Source organism: Arthrobacter sp. Soil763, assembly GCF_001428365.1.
GTDB lineage: Bacteria > Actinomycetota > Actinomycetes > Actinomycetales > Micrococcaceae > Arthrobacter.
The window spans coordinates 191,368-210,014 of record NZ_LMSH01000001.1 but is presented as its reverse complement, the minus strand read 5'-3'; the positions used below and the strand labels follow the sequence as shown (position 1 = coordinate 210,014).

The 18,647-nt window shown below is 68.6% G+C and carries 18 protein-coding genes; 8 read left to right on the top strand and 10 right to left on the bottom strand.

Annotated elements, in window-relative coordinates; translation table 11 throughout:
• The first annotated feature begins 3 nt into the window (after positions 1-3).
• The gene (locus ASG71_RS00945; RefSeq protein WP_056736194.1) at positions 4-1,044 is read left to right on the top strand and encodes a thioesterase domain-containing protein; all 1,041 of its coding nucleotides are present in this window, start codon (positions 4-6) and stop codon (positions 1,042-1,044) included.
• Here the strand turns inward: ASG71_RS00945 and ASG71_RS00940 are convergent, their stop codons facing one another.
• The gene (locus ASG71_RS00940) at positions 1,045-1,911 is read right to left on the bottom strand and encodes an HAD-IIA family hydrolase (RefSeq protein ID WP_056736192.1); all 867 of its coding nucleotides are present in this window, start codon (positions 1,909-1,911) and stop codon (positions 1,045-1,047) included.
• Positions 1,912-1,963: 52 nt separating this feature from the next.
• Between ASG71_RS00940 and ASG71_RS00935 the strand changes: the two genes are divergently transcribed.
• The 3 genes from ASG71_RS00935 (at position 1,964) to ASG71_RS00925 (ending at position 4,288) form a co-directional block, all read left to right on the top strand.
• Positions 1,964-2,650, top strand: a complete 687-nt coding sequence (locus ASG71_RS00935; RefSeq protein WP_056736190.1) for a TrmH family RNA methyltransferase — start codon at positions 1,964-1,966, stop codon at positions 2,648-2,650.
• 197 nt (positions 2,651-2,847) lie between these two features.
• Positions 2,848-3,867 carry a class II fructose-bisphosphate aldolase gene (gene fbaA, locus ASG71_RS00930; protein WP_056736188.1) on the top strand — a complete coding sequence of 340 codons (1,020 nt, stop codon included), beginning with the start codon at positions 2,848-2,850 and terminating at the stop codon, positions 3,865-3,867.
• A 1-nt stretch (position 3,868) separates the two neighbouring features.
• Positions 3,869-4,288 (top strand): DUF3151 domain-containing protein, encoded by a 420-nt coding sequence (locus tag ASG71_RS00925; RefSeq protein WP_056736186.1) that lies wholly within the window; start codon positions 3,869-3,871, stop codon positions 4,286-4,288.
• A gap of 93 nt (positions 4,289-4,381) precedes the next feature.
• Here the strand turns inward: ASG71_RS00925 and ASG71_RS00920 are convergent, their stop codons facing one another.
• Positions 4,382-5,014, bottom strand: a complete 633-nt coding sequence (locus tag ASG71_RS00920) for a uracil-DNA glycosylase (RefSeq protein WP_056736184.1) — start codon at positions 5,012-5,014, stop codon at positions 4,382-4,384.
• Positions 5,015-5,183: 169 nt separating this feature from the next.
• A complete protein-coding gene (locus ASG71_RS00915; RefSeq protein WP_056736182.1) occupies positions 5,184-6,392 on the bottom strand; it encodes a cobalamin-independent methionine synthase II family protein in 1,209 nt (402 codons plus the stop codon).
• A gap of 395 nt (positions 6,393-6,787) precedes the next feature.
• On the opposite strand from ASG71_RS00915, the gene ASG71_RS00910 reads away from it, so the two are divergent.
• The 4 genes from ASG71_RS00910 (at position 6,788) to ASG71_RS17065 (ending at position 10,289) form a co-directional block, all read left to right on the top strand.
• Entirely contained in the window at positions 6,788-8,077 is a 1,290-nt protein-coding gene (locus tag ASG71_RS00910) for an adenylosuccinate synthase (protein WP_056736179.1), read from the top strand.
• A 373-nt stretch (positions 8,078-8,450) separates the two neighbouring features.
• Positions 8,451-8,951: a hypothetical protein gene (locus tag ASG71_RS00905; protein WP_056736177.1), complete on the top strand. Its 501-nt coding sequence runs from the start codon at positions 8,451-8,453 to the stop codon at positions 8,949-8,951.
• Positions 8,952-9,039: 88 nt separating this feature from the next.
• Positions 9,040-9,588 carry an RNA polymerase sigma factor gene (locus tag ASG71_RS00900; protein WP_056736175.1) on the top strand — a complete coding sequence of 183 codons (549 nt, stop codon included), beginning with the start codon at positions 9,040-9,042 and terminating at the stop codon, positions 9,586-9,588.
• On the top strand, positions 9,585-10,289 hold the full coding sequence (locus tag ASG71_RS17065) for a hypothetical protein (RefSeq protein ID WP_056736168.1): 705 nt from the start codon (positions 9,585-9,587) through the stop codon (positions 10,287-10,289). The genes ASG71_RS00900 and ASG71_RS17065 overlap by 4 nt, the downstream gene beginning before the upstream one ends.
• A 92-nt stretch (positions 10,290-10,381) precedes the next feature.
• On the opposite strand, the gene ASG71_RS00890 is transcribed toward ASG71_RS17065, so the two are convergent.
• The 7 genes from ASG71_RS00890 to ASG71_RS00860 form a co-directional block, all read right to left on the bottom strand.
• Positions 10,382-10,876, bottom strand: a complete 495-nt coding sequence (locus ASG71_RS00890; protein ID WP_056736167.1) for a CoA-binding protein — start codon at positions 10,874-10,876, stop codon at positions 10,382-10,384.
• Positions 10,876-12,333 carry an O-acetylhomoserine aminocarboxypropyltransferase/cysteine synthase family protein gene (locus tag ASG71_RS00885; protein ID WP_082574727.1) on the bottom strand — a complete coding sequence of 486 codons (1,458 nt, stop codon included), beginning with the start codon at positions 12,331-12,333 and terminating at the stop codon, positions 10,876-10,878. Before ASG71_RS00885 ends, ASG71_RS00890 begins: the two co-directional genes overlap by 1 nt.
• A complete protein-coding gene (gene sfnG / locus ASG71_RS00880; RefSeq protein WP_056736166.1) occupies positions 12,333-13,526 on the bottom strand; it encodes a dimethylsulfone monooxygenase SfnG in 1,194 nt (397 codons plus the stop codon). Before sfnG ends, ASG71_RS00885 begins: the two co-directional genes overlap by 1 nt.
• Positions 13,527-13,535: 9 nt before the next feature.
• A complete protein-coding gene (gene acs, locus ASG71_RS00875) occupies positions 13,536-15,575 on the bottom strand; it encodes an acetate--CoA ligase (protein WP_056736165.1) in 2,040 nt (679 codons plus the stop codon).
• On the bottom strand, positions 15,566-16,477 hold the full coding sequence (locus tag ASG71_RS00870) for an ABC transporter permease (protein ID WP_082574725.1): 912 nt from the start codon (positions 16,475-16,477) through the stop codon (positions 15,566-15,568). The genes acs and ASG71_RS00870 overlap by 10 nt, the downstream gene beginning before the upstream one ends.
• Positions 16,477-17,538, bottom strand: a complete 1,062-nt coding sequence (locus tag ASG71_RS00865) for an aliphatic sulfonate ABC transporter substrate-binding protein (RefSeq protein WP_056736164.1) — start codon at positions 17,536-17,538, stop codon at positions 16,477-16,479. Before ASG71_RS00865 ends, ASG71_RS00870 begins: the two co-directional genes overlap by 1 nt.
• 147 nt (positions 17,539-17,685) lie before the next feature.
• Complete coding sequence (locus ASG71_RS00860; RefSeq protein ID WP_056736162.1) at positions 17,686-18,549, bottom strand: ABC transporter ATP-binding protein; 864 nt, start codon at positions 18,547-18,549, stop codon at positions 17,686-17,688.
• Positions 18,550-18,647 lie beyond the last annotated feature (98 nt).

Below are 18,647 nucleotides of genomic sequence, written 5' to 3'. Positions count from 1 at the left end.
GATGTGCCGCGGAACACCGAAGCGAACGACGGGCGCGGGCCGCGCGACGCCGAGGCCCGCGTGCTCCGGCACGCCGCCGAGCTGGAGCGGTTCTCGCGGCGGAACTTCCTCACCGGAACCATTGCCGCGTCCGCCCTGGCAGCGGACATGCTGTTCACCCGCCGCGTCCAGTCCGAACGGCGCGTGAACAAAATCCTGCCGGTGCCCGACGACGTCGCCGAACTCTACTTCCCGCGGGCCAGCTGGTTCCTCTTCCCGGGCTACAAGACCAGCTGGGAAGAGGCGCAGTGGATCCTGAACTCGCTGCGCGGGGCGCTGACCAAACGCGGCCAGCTGGCCGCCGTCGGCTATTCGAACGTCGGCCTCGAGATCGACAAGATCGTGATCGCGGTGATCGAGCACATCCGCGCGCACCAGCTGGACACGGTGTACTTCTATGGCCACAGCTTCGGCGGGATGGTGGCCGTGCAGGTCGCGGCGCGGCTGCTGGAACTGCACGGCGTCCAGGTGTCATTCATCCTGCTCGACTCCAGCCCCTCCAGCCGCTACGACGTGCTGGACCAGAGCTGGTTCGAAGGCGTCGTGTTCCTTTACGAAAGCGGCTTTCGGTTCCCCACCGTCCTGCGCGGCGGCTACGAACTCGGCGAACGGGTGCTCAACAAACATGAGCGCAGCTGGGGCCAGATCCTGGACCAGACTCTGGAGCAGCTCTCGCCGATCGCCCCGTCCAGTGTCCTGATCCAGACCGAATCGGCCTACATTTACCACTTCGACCTGAACCGCTTCGTCGGCAAGCTGGGCAGCGCCAAGATGGCGTTCATCGGCAATCCCAGGGACGGGACCGTGAGCTACGAAACCGCCCGGGACACCTGGATGCTTCGGTTCGGGGCCAACATGGTGTCGGACTCGCTACGGACCGACGGAGCCAGGCCGGCGCACGCCAGCCCGCAGTGGAACCCTTCGGTTTACCGGCCGCTGATCGAACAGCTCCAGGACGAGTTCCTGGCGCTGCCCGGCGGCGGAGGGCGGAAAACCGCGTTCTGATCAGATCTGGTTCTTCAGGTCCGCGACGGAGTTCAGCACCTGGTTGGGCCGGAACGGGTACGCCGCGATGTCGTCCTTGTGGGTGATGCCGCTGAGCACCAGCACGGTGTGCAGCCCGGCCTCCATACCGGCAATGATGTCGGTGTCCATCCGGTCCCCGATCATGGCGGTGGTCTCCGAATGCGCGTCGATCTGGTTCATGGCCGAGCGGAACATCATCGGGTTCGGCTTGCCCACGATGTAGGGTTCCCGGCCGGTCGCCTTGGTGATCAGGGCGGCGATCGCGCCCGTGGCGGGCATCGGCCCCTCCTTGGACGGGCCGGTCGCGTCCGGGTTGGTGGCGATGAAGCGGGCGCCGCCGAGGATCAGCCGGATGGCCATGGTGATGGCCTCGAACGAGTAGGTGCGGGTTTCGCCGAGGACCACGAAGTCAGGATCCTGGTCGGTGAGGATGAAACCGGCCTCGTGCAGCGCCGTCGTCAGCCCTGCCTCACCGATCGTGTAGGCGCGGTTGCCCGAGGCGGAGCCGCGCACCTGGTCCTTGAGGAACTGCGCCGTGGCGAGCGCCGAGGTCCAGATGTTCTCCTCCGGGATCTCCAGCCCGGAGCTCTTCAGCCGGGCGGCCAGGTCCCGGGGCGTGAAGATGGAGTTGTTCGTCAGGACCAGGAACCGCTTGGAGGTGTCCACCCAGCGCTGGATCAGCTCGGAGGCGCCCGGGATGGGCTGGTTTTCATGGACCAGGACGCCGTCCATGTCCGTCAGCCAGCACTCGATCTCCTGCCCGCTGCGGTACACCGAAGCGGATGAACGCACATCGTCCGCGTCCGGACGCTCCGCTGTCCCGTGCTCTTCGTGCTGGTCCGCCATGGTGCCCTCCGCCGATAGTGTTCCGCTTCCGGTCCCAGTCTAATGTTGATGCGTGACTGAACCCGAGACTCTCCGCGAACCCGCATCCGACCAGTCGGCCGCCTCCGACGGCGGGGCGGAGCCGAAGGCGGAGGTCGGCGTCGGCCCCTGGCCGGGCGACTGGCCGGAGGGCGAACACTGGGACCCGGACCTGCTCGCCGACGGTGACCGCCGGAACGTGCTGGATAAGTACCGGTACTGGAAGCACGAGGCGATCGTGGCCGAGCTGGACTCCCGGCGCCACAACTTCCACATCGCCATTGAGAATTGGCAGCACGACATGAACATCGGCACGGTGGTGCGCAGCGCCAACGCCTTCCTGGCCAAAGAAGTGCACATTATCGGACGACGCCGCTGGAACCGGCGCGGAGCGATGGTCACCGACCGCTACCAGCACGTCCGGCACCACGCCACGGTGGAGGAGTTCGCGGCCTGGGCGCAGGCCGAGGGCCTGGCCGTCATCGGAATCGACATCTTCCCCGACTCCGTTCCGCTGGAGACCTACGACCTGCCGCGGGACTGCGTGCTGGTCTTCGGCCAGGAGGGTCCGGGCCTGAGCCCGGAGGTCCACGCCGCCGCCGTTGCGACCCTCTCGATCGAACAGTTCGGCTCCACCCGCTCAATCAACGCCGCGTCCGCCGCCGCGATCGCGATGCACGCCTGGATCCGCCGGCACGTCTTCAACCAGCTGCCGGGGTAACGCCGCCCGCCGCGTGCCCGCACCGGGCCAGGGCGTGAACTGCCGCCTCGGCGGAGGGAGCGGCGGGGCGACTGTTACAGGGGCTGCGTGACCGGAAACACTGCCGCAGCAGAGGAATGGCTAGGATGGTGCGTAGCCGACGAGGTTCACTCCAGGGTCAACCCAGCCCGCAGACGAAATTCACATGAGGAGTCAGCATGCCCATTGCAACCCCAGAGATCTACTCCGAGATGATCGACCGCGCAAAGACGGGCGGCTTCGCGTTCCCCGCCGTCAACGTCACCTCCTCCCAGACCTTGAACGCCGCCCTGCGCGGCTTCGCCGAGGCCGAGTCCGACGGCATCGTCCAGGTCTCCACCGGCGGTGCCGCCTACTGGTCCGGCGCCTCCACCAAGGACATGGTGGCCGGCTCGCTGGGCTTCGCCGCGTTCGCCCGCGAGGTCGCCAAGAACTACGGCGTCAACATCGCCCTGCACACCGACCACTGCCCCAAGGACAAGCTGGACGGCTTCGTCCTGCCGCTGCTGGCCGCCTCCGAGGCCGAGGTCAAGGCCGGCCGCAACCCGCTGTTCAACTCCCACATGTGGGACGGGTCGGCCGAGACGCTGCAGGAGAACCTGCGCATCGCCCGTGACCTGCTCCAGCGCACTGCGGCCGCCAAGATGATCCTTGAGGTCGAGATCGGCACCGTCGGCGGCGAGGAAGACGGCGTCGAGAACGCCATCAACGACAAGCTGTACACCACGGTTGAGGATGCCCTGGCCACCATCGACGCCCTCGGCTCCGGCGAGAACGGCCGCTACATCACGGCCCTGACCTTCGGCAACGTGCACGGCGTCTACAAGCCCGGCGGGGTCAAGCTGCGCCCGGAAATCCTCAAGGACATCCAGGAGCAGGTGGGCGGCAAGATCGGCAAGACCAGCCCGTTCGACCTGGTCTTCCACGGCGGCTCCGGCTCCTCCGAGCAGGAAATCGCGGACGCGGTCTCCTACGGCGTGATCAAGATGAACATCGACACCGACACCCAGTACGCCTACACCCGCCCGGTCGCGGACCACATGTTCCGCAACTACGACGGCGTCCTGAAGGTCGACGGCGAGGTCGGCAACAAGAAGATGTACGATCCGCGCGTCTGGGGCGCCTCGGCCGAAGCCGGCCTGGCCGCCCGCGTCGTGGAGGCTGCCCAGCAGCTCGGCTCCACCGGCAAGACGTTCTAGCATGTCGGACGAGTTCCGCAAGAACCTGCTGGGCCCCGAACCCACGCTCCTGCCCGCCGAGACCGAGGTCACCGCGGGCCTGGAAGCAGGCCACGAGGCGCTGGACCTGGTGGAGAAGCACCCGACGTCCTCGCTGCTCTGGGCCGTGCTGGCCGAGGAAGCGTGGAAGGAAGGCCGGACCATCGATTCCTACGCCTACGCCCGGGTGGGATACCACCGCGGACTGGACGCGCTGCGCCGCAACGGCTGGCGCGGGGCCGGGCCGATCCCATGGGAGCACGAGCCCAACCGCGGCTTCCTGCGCGCCCTCTACTCGCTCGGCCGCGCGTCGGCGGCGATCGGCGAGGCGGAGGAACCGGAGCGGATCGCGAAGTTCCTGAACGAATCAGACCCCACCGCCAAGGCAGCCATCGAAGCCTAGGACCGGCAGGGGAACATGCGACGGCGGGCGCCCACCGAAAGGTGGACGCCCGCCGTCGTCGTTTAAGGCCTTGGGCCCTCGGCGTGAGGCCGGTTAGCTGGCTTTGGCCAGCCCGGTGCGCGCCATCGCGTCGGCGTAGGCCACGCGCATCTCTTCGAGGTACTGCTCCTGGCGGGCCGGGGTGCCGGCGAAGGCACGGCCGCTGAGCGAACGCACCTTGTACGTCTTCAGCCCGCGGCGCCAGATCATCGGCACCTCGGTCTTGAGCAGCAGGTTGGCCAGCCGGTTGGCCTCGGTGCCGTGCGCCACGATCACGGACGCCCGCGGCACCAGGGCGAGGAACTTCAGCAGCGGCTTCAGGCCCGCCGAGATTTGGTCCGGGGTGAACTTGCCGTTGGGCTCGCCGGCCACGTGCCAGGGGTGGACGTTCCAGGGCATGACGTATTCGGGGCGCAACCCGAGCTTCCACTGGATGCCGAGCATGCGGGTGGCGGCTTCCTCGTCGCCGGCGGTGATGAACCCGGACGGGTCCGCGGTTCCGATGTTGGAGTACAGGCTGATGATGCGGCACTCGTCGATGTCGTGTGCGGGATCCACGTAGGGGACGGTGGTGCCAGCTTTGGCGGCCTGCAGGGTGTCGCAGAGTTCGTTGACCGGGGCGACGTTGGCGTCATAACGCCGGCTCAGGAGCTGTTCGCGGAAATTTTCTGTGGCCAGGGCTGTCATGTCTTGCGGGGTCTCCTGCGGATTGGCAAAGCGCCATACCGGCCGCGGGCACGACGAAAGACGGGCCCGCGACGGCCGGTATGGTTTGGAAATGTGGGTGGACCGGTTCCTGCCCGGTCATAACCAGTCTACCAAGCCCCGCCGCGTGCCCGGCGTGTCGCGGCGGCGGCTACCAGAGCCGGGCGCTGGCCCGCCGTGCGCCCTCGCCGAGCGCTTCGAGCTTGGCGAAGGCGATCTGCGGGTGGACGCGGCCGCCGAGACCGCAGTCCGTGGAGGCGATCACGTTCTCGCGGCCCACCAGTTCGGCGAAGCGCACAATCCGGTCCGCCACCAGGTCGGGGTGCTCGACGACGTTCGTTGCGTGCGAGACGACTCCGGGAATGATCGACTTGCCCTCGGGGAGCTTGGTGTCTTCCCAGACGCGCCACTCGTGTTCGTGCCGGACGTTGGCCGCTTCGAAGGAGTACGCGCCGGCGTTGACCTGCAGCACCGAGTCGATGATGTCCGCGAAGGGAATGTCCGTGGTGTGCGGGCCGTGCCAGGAACCCCAGCAGACGTGCAGCCGGATCTGCTCCTGCGGAAGGTCGCGCAGGGCCCAGTTGGTGGCCTCGACCCGGAGCTGGATGAACTTCAGGTAGTCCTCGAGGCTCGGTTCCGGGTTGATCTGGTCCCAGCTCTCGGCCAGCGACGGGTCGTCCAGCTGGACGGTCAGGCCGGCGTCGATGATGGCTTTGTACTCCTCGCGCATGGCATCGGCGCAGGCGTAGAGGAGCTCCTCATCGCTCTTGTAGTACTCGTTGGCCACCCGGGCGCAGGAGCCGGGGGAGAGGGACGCGACGAAGCCTTCCGCCAGGCCTGCCGCGGCGAGGCCGGTCTTGAGGTTGGCCACGTCCGAGCCCACGAGCGCCTGCCCGGTGTAGGTCAGCGGCCCGGCAATCTTCGGCTGGGTGACGGCCTTGCGGTGGGCCAGGATCCCGGAGGAGGGGTCGTTGTAGGCGTCGTTGAACTTCTGCCGGTCGCGGCGGTCCGGGAACGAGGTCAGGACGATGTGGCCGGGGGAGGACCGGTGCACCTGCGCGTCGGCCCAGCGGTCGACGTCGGTCGGTTCCAGGCCGCCGAGCCGCGAGAAGGAGTAGTTCCACCAAGCGCCGTAGTCGACCGAACTGGACATCGTGTGCCCGTATTCGCCGTCGTTGGGGATGTCGATGCCCAGGTCCTTCTGGCGCTGGACGACGTCGATCACGGAGGTCTCCAGCAGGTCCAGGAACTCGGGGGTGATGCCGTCGGCTTCCTTCGCCTCGTTCGCCGCGATCAGCTCCGGGGTGCGGGGCAACGAGCCGGCGTGGGTGACGCGGATATGGTCTGTGTTTTGGGACATGGCGGGGTTCCTTTCCATCGGTCCTGGCGGTAGCACCGGTGCCGGCCACGGGGTCCGCGGAAAGCGGGCCGGAACGGCGGGGTTGCTGCGGCGTCAACGGTCCAGGTCCCTCGGCCGCTCGGGATGGTCACTCCCAGCTAATTCCACGCGGCCCCGGCCCGCAAGTCGTGCCCGCTATGTGTCGGAGGCCCGCGGACCGGCGCCAAAAACGGTGCGGTCCGGCGTTTTCGGCTAAACTTGGGTGGTAAGAGCCCCGGACCCTGGCGTTGATGGCAAGAGCAGCAGCGGTAGATTCGGGGCATTCTCATGAACGGCGCTGTGCTGCGTTGACCACCCGGCGGACCACGTCCGGTGACTCAGTCGGAGTGCGGCCCGAACGAATGGGGGAGGATCCCATGCCAGCAATCGTGATCGTCGGAGCCCAGTGGGGCGACGAAGGCAAAGGTAAGGCCACCGACCTGCTCGGCGGCCGCGTCGACTACGTCGTCAAGCCGAACGGCGGCAACAACGCCGGCCACACCGTCGTCGTGGGCGGTGAGAAGTATGAGCTGAAGCTCCTTCCGGCCGGCATCCTGAGCCCGAACGCGGTCCCGGTGATCGGCAACGGCTGCGTGGTGAACCTTGAGGCCCTGTTCCAGGAGATCGACGGCCTCGAAGCCCGCGGTGCGGACACCTCCCGGCTGCGCGTCTCCGCCAACGCCCACCTCGTGGCCCCCTACCACCAGGTGCTGGACAAGGTCACCGAACGGTTCCTCGGCAGCCGCGCCATCGGCACCACCGGCCGCGGCATCGGTCCGGCCTACATGGACAAGGTGGCCCGCCTCGGCATCCGCGTGCAGGACGTCTTCGACGCTTCCATCCTTCGCCAGAAGGTCGAGGGCTCGCTGCGGCAGAAGAACGAGCTGCTGGTCAAGGTATACAACCGCCGCGACATCGAGGTGGACGAGATCGTCGACTACTTCCTGTCCTTCGCAGAACGCCTCCGCCCGCTGGTCATCGACAGCACCTTCGTGCTGAACAAGGCGCTGGACGATGGCAAGGTGGTGCTCATGGAGGGCGGCCAGGCCACGTTCCTCGACGTCGACCACGGCACCTACCCGTTCGTCACCTCGTCCAACCCGACGGCCGGCGGCGCCTCCGTCGGCTCGGGCATCGGCCCCACCCGGATTTCCCGGTCGATCGGCATTATCAAGGCCTACACCACCCGCGTCGGTGCCGGGCCGTTCCCGACGGAACTGTTCGATGACATGGGCGTCTACCTGCAGAAGACCGGCGGGGAGTTCGGCGTCAACACCGGCCGGCCGCGCCGTTGCGGCTGGTACGACGCGGTGCTGGCGCGCCACGCCTCCCGCGTGAACGGCTTCACCGACTACTTCGTCACCAAGCTGGACGTGCTCACCGGCATCGAACAGATCCCGGTCTGCGTGGCCTACGACGTCGACGGCGTCCGGCACGACGAAATGCCGATGACCCAGACCGAGTTCCACCACGCGAAGCCGATCTTCGAGTACTTCGAGGGCTGGACCGAGGACATCACCGGCGCCCGCACCCTGGACGACCTCCCGGAGAATGCCCGGAACTACGTGCTGGCCCTGGAGAAGCTTTCCGGCACCCGCTTCTCCGCGATCGGCGTCGGCCCGGACCGGGACCAGACGATTGTGGTCAACGACCTGATCAACGACTAGCGGTATCGCGCTAGCGCGCGGTCCCGGACTCACGACAGCGGCGGCCCCCGGAAAGGGGCCGCCGCTGTCGCATTTAACGCCGCCGAAAAAAGAAAAAAGAATTTTCAGCGGACGCGTAACCTTTCGGGACGTCCCGGCGATTACTCCTTTGTAAGCGCCGCCCGGAGCCTGGTCCCCCCACCACGGACGGACGGCCTTACAGGGAAAGATCCGTCGGGTGCCTGCCCCATCAGGCCCCGCGCTTCGAAAGAAGGATCCGACGGGCACCTGCCCCCATCAGGTGCCGACTGGAACCCGAATGTAAGTGCAGGCTGGCGCCTGCCCCCATCAGGCGCCGGCCAGCCTTCAACCAACCAAAGGATGTACGTTTTTCATGAAGAGTGTTAGCAAGACCACCAAGATTGCTGTCGGCGCCGCTATTCTGGCGGTCGGAGGCTTCTCCGGCATCGGCCTGGCCAACGCGGCCCAGGTTTCCAGCACCCAGCAGGCTGAAGTGAACCAGGCTACGCCCGCCACCCCGGCCGTTCCCGCCGTTCCGGCCACGGAGCTGCCCGCTGTTCCCGCCACCCCGGCCGTTCCGGCCGCCCCGAGCGTTGACGGCGCTGCCAAGGGCGACGCCGACGCCGACGTCGAAGCCACCGAGGACGCCGAAGGCACCGCCGAGGGCTCCGTCTCCGCCGACAAGGACGGTGCCGCTGTTGACGCCTCCGTCGAAGGTGCCGCCAACGCCAAGGGCGCTGCCGAAGCCAAGGCCCACGCCGGCGTAACCGTCGCGACCCCGGCCGTCCCGGCCGCCAAGGGCGTTCCGGCCACCCCGGCGGTCCCCGCCGTTCCGGCCGACCCGTCGGTTGAGCTGCCGAAGCTCGACAAGTAAGCACTAAACGCCTCCCTTCGGAGGTGACGGGGTGCGGCCGCTAGACTATCGGGGGCCGCACCCCTAGCAGTAACGGAAGGAACGCCTCTTGGCAGACCAGCTGAGCGATGACGAGTTGTCAGCCGCCCTGGCTGGCGACCCCTCCGGTTTCAGCGCTGTCTACACGGTGATTTCCCCTGCGGTACTTGGCTACTTCCGGGCCAAGGGCGTTGACGACGCCGAGGCGCTGACGCAGGACGTCTTCGTCGATGTACTGCCGAAACTGGCAGGCGTCACCGGTGGCCACAAGGGGTTACGGACCTTCATTTTTTCAGTCGCCCACGCCAGGCTGGTCGACCACCACCGGCGCTCCGAACGGACGCCGCACCTGGCTGAGTACGACCCGCTGAACGACGCCCGGCATTCGGCCTCGGCCGAGGATGAGGCGCTCGGCTCGCTCGGCGGCCTCTCCCACACACTGTCCCTGCTCAACGAGGAGCAACGGGAAGTCCTGGTTCTGCGGATCGTCGCGGACCTCTCCATCGAACAGGTGGCCGGCATCATGGGTAAGACCCCGGGTGCCATCAAACAGCTTCAGCGGCGCGGGCTCACTGCCCTGCGCGAACTGGTAACCGAAAAGGACCACGCAGCATCATGACCGGCACGCGCAACACCCAGCAGGATGGCAGCATCCAGGCGATGCTCCGTGACTCCGGCCTCGAAGCAGCCACCGAGCTGCGCAGCACCCTGGAAGGCCTCCAGGCGCTCGTCCCGGACGAGGCGCCCGCGCCCCGGGCCGACCTCGCCGCGCTGCTGGCCTCCGGCGCACCGGCCGCCTCCGGAACGCCGGCCGCTGCCGCCAATGTCACCAGCCTTGCCGACCGCCGCCGCGGCCACAAACGCCGGATGGCCCTGATCGGCGGCGCCGTCGTCGGTGCCATGAGCCTGGGTGCCGGCGCCGTGGCCGCCTCCAGCCCGGACTTCCGCGAGAACGTGGGCCACACCTTCACCGTGCTCTTCACGCCGGCAAAGCCTGCCCCGGCGCCCGCGGCACCCGCCGGGACCGCGCCCGCCGACATTCCCGCCGCCCCGGTGCCCGTGCCGGCCGGAACCTCGACGACTGCCCCCGCCGCGGCCGTCCCGGCGTCGCCGTCGCCCCTGGCCACCGTCCCGGCGCCGCGGCAGCACGCCCCGGCCGTCACGCCTCCGGCCGGCGGGCGCGGAGGGGTGCTCCCGACGCCGGACAAGCGCCCCGTGGTCCCCGGCCTGCCGGGCCAGAACGGCCGCGCCATCCCGACCAGCCCGCTCCCTACGGTTCCCGCGATCCCGGAACTTCCGAAGACGTCGTCAGGCTCCTAAGGCCGGTTTAACCCAGCCAGCCCGCAGTTCATTGCCGTTGTGAAACTTCGAACGGCAACGAAGTGCGGGCTGGCTGGCTTCCGCCAAGGCGCCTAGGCGAGGACCTGCCGTTTCGAGGAGATGACTCCGGTGTCGAAGCCGGCCAGGTGCAGTCCGCCGTGGAAACGGGCATGCTCAATCTTGACGCAGCGGTCCATCACGACGTCGAGCCCGGCCGCCTCGGCTTCCTTCGCGACGTCCTCGTGCCACGAACCCAGCTGCAGCCAGAGGGTCTTGGCGCCGGCGGCGATGGCCTCGTCGAGTACCCCGGGCAGGTCGTCATGTTTGCGGAAGACATCGACGATGTCCGGGCTCTCCGGCAGGTCGGCAAGCGAGGCGTACGTGGGTTCGCCCAGGATTTCCTTCACCACCGGGTTCACGAAGTACACCTTGTAGCGGGTGGAGGACTGCAGGTAGGTGGCCACGAAGTAGCTGGCCCGGGACGGCTTGTCCGAGGCACCCACGATGGCGATCGACCTGGCCTGGCGCAACAGGTTCAGGCGTTCCGGCGCGGACGGTCCGGTCCAGGTGCGGGTATCTACAGTCATCAGTTCGCTCCAATCGTGCACGCTGCGGCCGACAATGCATCCGCACGCGGCTTAGCGTTCCCGGCTTCCCCCGGACTCGCAAGCTCCTCCGGGGACCCCGAGCCGGTCACTGCACCGCCTCGTTCCTCGGCGGCGCGATGCGCCGCTTCCGCGGATACACCGTCGGCCGTCATGTCCGATGCCGCGTCCAGGGCCTGGTCCAGGTCCCAGAGGATGTCCTCGATGTCCTCGAGGCCCACCGAGATCCGGACCAGGTCTTCGGGCACTCCCGCGGATTCGAGCTGTTCGGGGCTCAGCTGCTGGTGCGTGGTTGAGCCGGGGTGGATCACCAGGGTCCGGGAGTCGCCGACGTTGGCCAGGTGTGAGGCCAGCTGCAGGGACTCAATGAACTTCTGGCCCGCGGCCCGGCCGCCCTTCACGCCGAAGGAGAACACCGAGCCCGGTCCCAGCGGCAGGTACCTGCGGGCCCGCTCGAAATGCGGGTGCGAGGGCAGGCCCGAGTAGTTCACGTACGCCACCCGCTCGTCGGCTTCGAGCCACTCGGCCACGGCCTGGGCGTTCTTTAGGTGCTCGTCGAGCCGCTGCGGGAGCGTCTCGACGCCCTGCAGCAGCTGGAACGCGGACTGCGGCGAGAGCGCCGGCCCGATGTCGCGCAGCTGCTCGCAGCGCAGCTTGGTGAGGAAACCGTACTCGCCGAAGTTCCCCCACCAGGAGACGTTGCCGTAGGAGGCCACCGGTTCGGTCATGGTGGGGAACTTGCCGTTGCCCCAGTTGAAGCGCCCGCTTTCGACGACGACGCCGCCGAGGGTGGTGCCGTGCCCGCCCAGGAACTTGGTGGCGGAGTGGATCACGATGTCCGCGCCGTGCTCGATCGGCCGCACCAGGTACGGGGTGCTCAGGGTGGCGTCGACGACGAGCGGGATGCCGGCTTCGTGCGCCACCTTCGCCAGCCCGGCGAGGTCCTGGACCTCGGAGGAGGGGTTGGCCACCACCTCGACGAAGATCGCCTTGGTGTTCTCGCGGATGGCGGCGGCGTAGTCCGCCGGGTCGGTGCCGGGCACGAAGGTTGTGTCCACCCCGAAGCGGCGCAGCGTGACGTCCAGCTGGGTCACGGTGCCGCCGTACAGCTGGGAGGAGGCCACGAGGTGGTCGCCGGCCTGGGTGAGCGCGGCGAAGGTGACGAACTCCGCGGCCATGCCGGAGGAGGCGGCGACCGCGCCGATGCCGCCGTCGAGGGACGCGACGCGCTCCTCGAACGCGGCGACCGTGGGGTTGCCGATCCGGGAGTAGATGTTGCCGTACTTCTGCAGGGCGAAGAGATTGGCCGCGTCCTGGGTGTCCTTGAACACGAACGAGGTGGTTTGGTAGATCGGCACCGCACGGGCGCCGTGCTCGGCGTCGGGGGTGCCCCCGGCATGCAGGGCGCGGGTGCGGAACCCGAAGGTACGGTCGGCCATTATGCGTTTACCTCAATCTTGGTGGCAGGGGTGGCGGACAGGTCCAGTTCGGTGCCGTGCTTGCGGGCGAGGTCGGCCTCGAGTTCGCGCACGATCGGCAGGACGTCCTTGCCGAACGCTGCCACCTCCTCCTGGAAGTGCAGGTAGCAGGTCAGGAGCAGGTTCACGCCGATCTTCTTGTATTCGACGATCCGTTCCGCGATCTGCTCCGGGGTGCCGATGAGCTGGGTCTTGAAGCCGTCGTTGTACTGGATCAGGTCCTCGAAACTGGAGTCGGCCCACATGCCCTTGCCGTCCTTGGTGGACGCGCCGGCCTCCTGGACGGCGTCGCGGAAGCCTTCGACGGCGGGTTTGTGGGCCTTCGCGACGATCTCGCGGAGGGTCTCGCGGGCCTCCTTCTCGGAGTCCCGGGCGATGACGAAGCCGTTCAGGCCGAATCGGGGCGACGCCAGCGCGCCACCGGTGCCGCGTCCGGCCTCGGATGCGGAGGCCACGACGCCGGCGATGTTCTCCTTGAAGCCGTCAAGGTCCTTGCCGTTGGAGAAGTACCAGTCCGCGACCCGGCCGGCCGTGGCCTGCGCGGCGGTGGAGTTCCCGCCAAAGAAGATCTCCGGGTGCGCCCGGCCCGGAACGTCCACGGGGGCCGGCTGCAGGGTGAAGTCGTTGATGTTGTAGTACTTGCCGGACTGGCTGAAGTTCTTCTCGGTCAGCAGGCCGCGGAGCACCCGGATGAACTCCTCGGTGCGGACGTACCGCTCGTCGTGTTCGAGCCATTCGAGGCCGAAGTTTTCGAACTCTGCCTTGAGCCAGCCGGAGACGATGTTTACGGCGGCGCGGCCGTTGGAGATGTGGTCCGCGGTGATCAGGTACTTCGCCAGCACGCCGGGGTGCCACATGCCGGGGTGGACGGCGGCGATGACCTTCAGCCGCTCGGTCGCGGCCAGCAGGCCGAGGCTGAACGAGGTGGCCTCGTGCTGCTTGTCCGCGCCGTAGGAGGCCGCGTAGCGGGTCTGGGTCAGGGCGTACTCGAAGCCGGAGTCCTCCGCGATCCGGGCCAGCTTCTTGTTGTAGTCGAAGTCCCAGCCGGTGCGCTGTTCGATGGTGGAGACCACGAGGCCGCCGGAGACGTTGGGGACCCAGTAGGCGAACTTGAGCGGTTCGGAAAGACGGGCGACGCTGCTGATGTCAGTCATGGGGGTTCCTTACTTCTGGGGTGTTTCGGTGGTGTTGCGTTCACGCAGGACGGTTTGGATGCCGGCGATGGAGGGCTCGTTCTGCAGGGAGGTGGTGTCGCCGAGGTCGCTGCCCTCGAACAGCTGCGTCAGCAGCCGTCGCATGATCTTGCCGCTGCGGGTCTTCGGCACATCAGGAACGACGACGACGTCGCGCGGCTTCGCGATCGGCCCTATCGCCTTCGCGACGTGGTTCCGCAGTTCCTCAGCAAATGAGTTTGGGCCCACGCCCGCAGGGTTCCCTGCCCGAGCTTGCGAGGGTAGGGGGCGGGTGGGAACCACGAACGCGACGATCGCGTGGCCGGTCTTCGGGTCGGCGACCGGGCAGACGCCGGCCTCCACCACGTCCGGGTGCGAGACGAGGGCGGATTCGATCTCGATCGTCGAGAGCAGGTGCCCGGAGACGTTGAGGGTGTCGTCGACCCGCCCCAGGATCCAGATGTCGCCGTCGTCGTCGTACTTGGCGCCGTCGCCGGCAAGGAACCAGCCCTGCTCCGCGTACTGGCGCCAGTACGAGTCGTAGTAGCGCTGCGGGTTGCCCCAAACCGTCCGGGCGATCGCCGGGCCCGGAGCGTCCACCACGATGAAACCCTGCACGCCGGGCGGAACCGGGGCGCCGGCCTCGTCCACGATCCGGGCGCCGACGCCGGGCAGCGGCCGGGCGGCGCAGCCGGGCTTGAACGCGGTGTCGGTCGGGGCGGGGGAGAGGATCGTGGCGCCGGTCTCGGACTGCCACCAGGTGTCCACCACCGGGGCGGTGCCGCCGCCCACGTTGTCCCGGAGCCAGCGCCAGGCCTCGGGATTGACGGCCTCGCCGACGGTGCCGAGCAGGCGGATGGACGACAGGTCGTAGTCGGCGGGGACGCCGTCCGGGAACCAGCCCATCAGCGACCGGACCAAGGTGGGCGCGGTGTAGTACTGCGTGACCCGGTAGCGTTCGATGATTTCGAAGTGCCGGCCCGGATGCGGGGTGTTCGGCGTGCCCTCGAAGATCACCTGGGTGGCGCCGTTGGAGAGCGGTCCGTAGAGCTCGTAGGTGTGGGCGGTGACCCAGGCCAGGTCCGCGGTGCACCAGTGGACGTCGTGCTCGCGCAGGTCCGGGTCCGGGTGGCTGAAGAGATGCTCGAAGCTCCAGGACGCCTGCGTCAGGTAGCCGCCGGAGGTGTGGACCAGGCCCTTGGGCTTCCCGGTGGTTCCGGAGGTGTACATGATGAACAGCGGCGTCTCGGCGTCGAACGCCTCGGCGTCGTGGACGTCGGAGGCCCGCCCGACGGCGTCGTGCCACCACACGTCGCGGCCCGGCGCCATCGGGACGCTGTCCAGGTCTTCGGGCGCGGTGGTGCGGTTGACCACAAGCACGTGCTCGACCGCGTTGTCCCCGGCGACGGCGGCGTCGGCGTTGGCCTTCACCGGGACCGCGGTGCCGCGGCGGAACTGCCCGTCGGTGGTCACCAGCAGCTTGGCGCCGGTGTCCTCGACCCGGAACTTCAGCGCCTCGGCGGAGAACCCGCCGAACACAAGCGAGTGGACCGCGCCGATCCGCGCCACGGCGAGGGTGATGACCACGGTTTCGGGGATCACGGGCAGGTAGATGACCACCCGGTCGCCCTTGCCGATGCCGAGGTCCAGCAGGGCATTGGCGGCCTTTGCGACCTCTCGCTGCAGCTGCGCGTAGGTGATGGTGCGGCGGTCGCCCGGTTCGCCCTCGAAGTGCAGCGCCACCTTGTCCCCGCGTCCCGCCGCTACATGGCGGTCGACGCAGTTGTAGGCGACGTTGAGCTTTCCGCCGTCGAACCAGCTGATCTCCGGTCCCGTGCCGGCCTGCGGATCCGCCGGAACGAGGCGGTGTGCGGTGCGCCAGGGTTTGCGGGCGCCGGACGATCCGCCCGGCGGGTCCTGCCAGTCCAGCCGCAGGGCGGCCTCTTCCCAGAACGCGATGCGTTCGGCGTCTGTATCCGGGGCATTCTTCAGCGGGGCCGGCGTCACGGTCTCAGGCAGTGTCACGCCCATCGTTTCACCGCCCACTTTTCCGCCAGGCCCAGCAGGGCATCGGTGATTTTGCCGATCACGGCGAGCAGCACGATGGCGAGCAGGAGCCGGTCCGTGCGGCCGTTGTTCTGCGAGTCCGTGAGCAGGAAGCCCAGGCCCATCGAGGAGGCGATCAGTTCCGCGGCCACCAGGAACAGCCACGCCTGGGCCAGGGCCAGCCGGAGCCCGGAGAAGACCGCAGGCACGACGGCCGGGAGCTGGACCGTGGTCAGCAGTTTCACGCCCTTGAGGCCGAAGGCGCGGGCGGCCTCGACCAGGTTCCGGTCCACATGGCGCAGGGCCAGGGAGACCGTGGTGAAGACCGGGAAGAACGCACCGATCAGGATCAGGGTGACCTTGGAGTCCTCGCCGATCTTCATCCAGAGGATCAGCAGCGGCACCCAGGCCAGGGACGGGACGGCGCGCAGGGCACCGATCGTCGGCGCCAGCAGCGCGTCGGCCACCCGGGACAGCCCTACCAGTGACCCGAGCACCAGGCCCAGGGCGGCACCGGCCGCGAAGCCGATCAGCACGCGCTGGGTGGAGATGGCGATGTGCTGGCCAAGCTGGCCGCGCTGGATCAGATCGAGTCCGGCGTCCAGCACCATCGCCGGGGGCGGGAGCTGGACCACGCTGAACAGTCCGGCAGCGGTGGACAGCTGCCAGGCTGCCAGCACGGCAGCGGGCAGGATCAGTCCAAGGAGCAGGCGCGCCCAGCCGTGGGACAGGATCCCGGCGGGGGACCATCCGTTCGCCGGGGTTCCGGGCCCGCCCGTAACGGGCGAGTCCGGCCGGGCGGCGCCTGCTGGAGTTGCGGGGACGGCTGCAGCGCGTCCGTCCGCAACACTGGTGCCGGTGGGCAAGGTATTTCCGAGGCGGGGCATCAGGAATCCTTGATGGCGGAGGCGTCCGCCTTCTTCACCAGCGAGTCATCGAGAAGGGAAGCGACGGCGTCGTCGATCTGCTTCTGGCTCGCCACATCCCCGGTCTCCACAAAGCTCGGACCGATCTTGGCGAGGACCTTGCGCTGGGCTTCGCCCGGTGCCGGGTCGACGTCGAGGTTGCTGCGCTGCAGCACCACGGTCTTGGCGACGGCCAGGTCCAGCCCGGCGGCATCGGCCAGGATCCGGGCGGTCTCGTCCGGGTTCGCGGCGGCCCAGGCGCGGGCCTTCTCGTAGGCATTGACGACGGCCTGGGCCTGCGCCGGCTTGTCCTTCAGGAACGACTCGGTCGCGTTGAGGAAGCCGTAGGTGTTGAAGGAGAGGTTGCGGTAGAACAGCTTGGCGCCCTTCTGCTCCGCCCCGGCCATGATCGGGTCCAGACCGGACCACGCGTCCACGGAACCGTTTTCCAGCGCGGTGCGGCCGTCGGCGTGCTGCAGATTCTGGACCGTGACGTCCTTTGCGGAGAGGCCGGCCTCGGACAGGGACTGCAGCAGGAAGAAGTACGGGTCGGTGCCCTTGGTGGCGGCCACGGACTTGCCCTTCAGGTCCGCCACTTTGGTGATGCCGGAGTCCGGCTTGGTGACCAGGGCGGCCCACTCGGGCTGGGAGAAGATATCGATGGTCTTGATCGGCGAGCCGTTGGCCTTGGCCAGCAGCGCGGCGGAACCGGCGGTGGATCCGACGTCGACGGCGCCGGAACGGAGCGCTTCGTTGGCCTTGTTGGACCCGGCGGACTGGACCCAGTTGACGGTGACGCCCTGGTCCTTCAGCGCCGTCTCCAGCCAGCCCTTCTTCTTGATCACGAGGCTCAGCGGGTTGTACGTGGCGAAGTCGATGTTCAGCGTGGCACCGCCCGCGGCGCCGGCGGTGCCGGCTGCGGCGGGCTTGCCCGATCCCTCACCGGCGACGCAGCCCGTGAGGACCAGGGCGGCGGAAACGGCGGCGGCCGTGAGCAGGGAGCGGCGGGTGGTGGTGCGGGTAGCGGTGCGGGCGAAAGGCATGGTGGGTCCTTAGGGAAACGTGCGAACGGTGCGGATGATCAGGAAGAACGGGGTGTCCGGGATGCAGCGGCCGGGCCGGGCGGCGGGTGCCGACCGGGCAGCGGCGTGTGCAGAGCCCGGCGGGTCCGGAGGTGAGCCGGGGAGGGGCTAGTGGCCGTCGACGCCGAGGCTGGCCAGCAGCGAGGCCCGCATTCGGGCCAGCTCGGCCGAGGCCCGGTCGCGGGGACGTTCGCCGGGGACGACGACACTGCGCACAATCGTGGCACCCGCGGCTTCTGCTTCGGTTGCAGCGCCCGGGCCGCCGACCTCCGGGGCGGATTCTTTGCCGAGGACGATGATGCGGTCGGCCAGCTGGAGCGCCTCGTCGACGTCGTGGGTCACGAGCAGCACTGTGGTCGGCTCCGCCCGGTGGACCTCCAGCAGCAGGTCCTGCATCTTGACCCGGGTCAGGGCATCGAGTGCCCCGAACGGCTCGTCGAGCAGCAGCACGCCGGGGTTGCGGGCCAAGGCGCGGGCCAGGGAAGCGCGCTGGGCCATGCCGCCGGAGACCTCGCGCGGCCGGTGCTTGGCGAAGTCCTGCAGGCCGACGAGGTCCAGGAGCCGGGCTACCTTGGCTTTGCCGTCGCGGGCGCTGAGCCCCGGCGGCAGCCCGATGGCGATGTTGGCCTGCAGGGTGTGCCACGGCAGCAGACGCGGTTCCTGAAAGGCGAAGGCGCAGCGCGGGTCCACGCCCCGGACGTCGGTTCCGTCGATCTGGACGTTTCCGGCGCTGGGCGCGTCCAGGCCCGCGGCGGCCCGGAGCAGGGTGGATTTGCCGCAGCCGGAGGCGCCGAGGATGGCCAGGACTTCGCCGGCGCGGACGTCGAAGCTCACGTCGCGCAGCACGGTGTGGGCTTCGGCTCCGGCGCCGAACGTGCGGCGCAGGCCGCGGAAGGACACCGGCAGGGCGGAGGTGTGGGCGGCGGATGAATCCGTCGTGGCCCGGGGGGCTTTGGACAGGACAGCAGTCATAGGGTTACTCCATCGGTCCTGGCAGTAGCACCCTACGGAACGAGCCTCCGGTCCGGGTGGTCAATCCGGCCGTTCCCGTGGCTCGCTACCTTGCTATC

What these genes read in the sequence shown, in the direction of transcription:
- ASG71_RS00905 (WP_056736177.1), top strand. Translation starts at nt 8,451, where the DNA reads ATGAAGAGTGTTAGCAAGACCACCAAGATTGCTGTCGGCGCCGCTATT.
- sfnG (WP_056736166.1), bottom strand. Translation starts at nt 13,526, where the DNA reads ATGACTGACATCAGCAGCGTCGCCCGTCTTTCCGAACCGCTCAAGTTC.
- acs (WP_056736165.1), bottom strand. Translation starts at nt 15,575, where the DNA reads ATGGGCGTGACACTGCCTGAGACCGTGACGCCGGCCCCGCTGAAGAAT.
- ASG71_RS00925 (WP_056736186.1), top strand. Translation starts at nt 3,869, where the DNA reads ATGTCGGACGAGTTCCGCAAGAACCTGCTGGGCCCCGAACCCACGCTC.
- ASG71_RS00940 (WP_056736192.1), bottom strand. Translation starts at nt 1,911, where the DNA reads ATGGCGGACCAGCACGAAGAGCACGGGACAGCGGAGCGTCCGGACGCG.
- ASG71_RS00915 (WP_056736182.1), bottom strand. Translation starts at nt 6,392, where the DNA reads ATGTCCCAAAACACAGACCATATCCGCGTCACCCACGCCGGCTCGTTG.
- ASG71_RS00870 (WP_082574725.1), bottom strand. Translation starts at nt 16,477, where the DNA reads ATGCCCCGCCTCGGAAATACCTTGCCCACCGGCACCAGTGTTGCGGAC.
- ASG71_RS00920 (WP_056736184.1), bottom strand. Translation starts at nt 5,014, where the DNA reads ATGACAGCCCTGGCCACAGAAAATTTCCGCGAACAGCTCCTGAGCCGG.
- ASG71_RS00910 (WP_056736179.1), top strand. Translation starts at nt 6,788, where the DNA reads ATGCCAGCAATCGTGATCGTCGGAGCCCAGTGGGGCGACGAAGGCAAA.
- ASG71_RS00890 (WP_056736167.1), bottom strand. Translation starts at nt 10,876, where the DNA reads ATGACTGTAGATACCCGCACCTGGACCGGACCGTCCGCGCCGGAACGC.
- ASG71_RS00885 (WP_082574727.1), bottom strand. Translation starts at nt 12,333, where the DNA reads ATGGCCGACCGTACCTTCGGGTTCCGCACCCGCGCCCTGCATGCCGGG.
- ASG71_RS17065 (WP_056736168.1), top strand. Translation starts at nt 9,585, where the DNA reads ATGACCGGCACGCGCAACACCCAGCAGGATGGCAGCATCCAGGCGATG.
- ASG71_RS00865 (WP_056736164.1), bottom strand. Translation starts at nt 17,538, where the DNA reads ATGCCTTTCGCCCGCACCGCTACCCGCACCACCACCCGCCGCTCCCTG.
- fbaA (WP_056736188.1), top strand. Translation starts at nt 2,848, where the DNA reads ATGCCCATTGCAACCCCAGAGATCTACTCCGAGATGATCGACCGCGCA.
- ASG71_RS00860 (WP_056736162.1), bottom strand. Translation starts at nt 18,549, where the DNA reads ATGACTGCTGTCCTGTCCAAAGCCCCCCGGGCCACGACGGATTCATCC.